Here is a 523-nt window from a genome sequence, read left to right as displayed (position 1 = left end):
AGAGTACTATGCAACAATGATGTTGCAAGAGCAGCTCCGATAGCGCCAATAAAAATAATAGCTGGTGTTCCACATAAGAGAGTGAGTATTGTTGTAAAAGTTATTATTGCATCTAAATGGAGCATGAATGCTAAAAAAGGAGTGGCAAAAATAAGAGGAAGCATAGTTCCTACCCAATGGGCAAGGCATTTGGTTAATACGATCAGTGTAAAACTTTGTCTTTGTCCAGAAAGGATGAATTGGTCAAGATTTCCATCATCATGATCGGTTTGAAAAAGCTTATTGAGATTAAGAAGTCCTGCGAGAAGAGCTCCCAGCCATAATATACCTGGACCTATTTGTGAAAGAACTTTAGGATTTGGCCCAATGGCGAAGGGGATTATCATAATAATAGCAATGAAAAACAAAAGCCCTGTTAACGAGGAAGCTTGTGGTGCTAAGGTTAATTTAAGATCACGCCAGAACAGTGCTTTCATTGTATTTTCTCCTGGGGAGGTAAAAATTTTTCCAAGGTAATTTTATG

Annotated in this window: 1 protein-coding gene; it reads right to left on the bottom strand. The window is 38.0% G+C overall.

Annotated features, from left to right (window positions below):
* On the bottom strand, positions 1-476 hold a 476-nt coding region (gene ccmB / locus ACFINO_RS11620), incomplete at its 3' end, for a heme exporter protein CcmB (RefSeq protein WP_375656006.1).
* Between the last annotated feature and the right edge of the window lie 47 nt (positions 477-523).

Source organism: Bartonella sp. AA83SXKL (assembly GCF_042196965.1).
Taxonomy (GTDB): Bacteria; Pseudomonadota; Alphaproteobacteria; order Rhizobiales; family Rhizobiaceae; genus Bartonella.
Note: the sequence above shows the minus strand (reverse complement) of the source record. Positions and strands in the feature narration are given on the sequence as shown.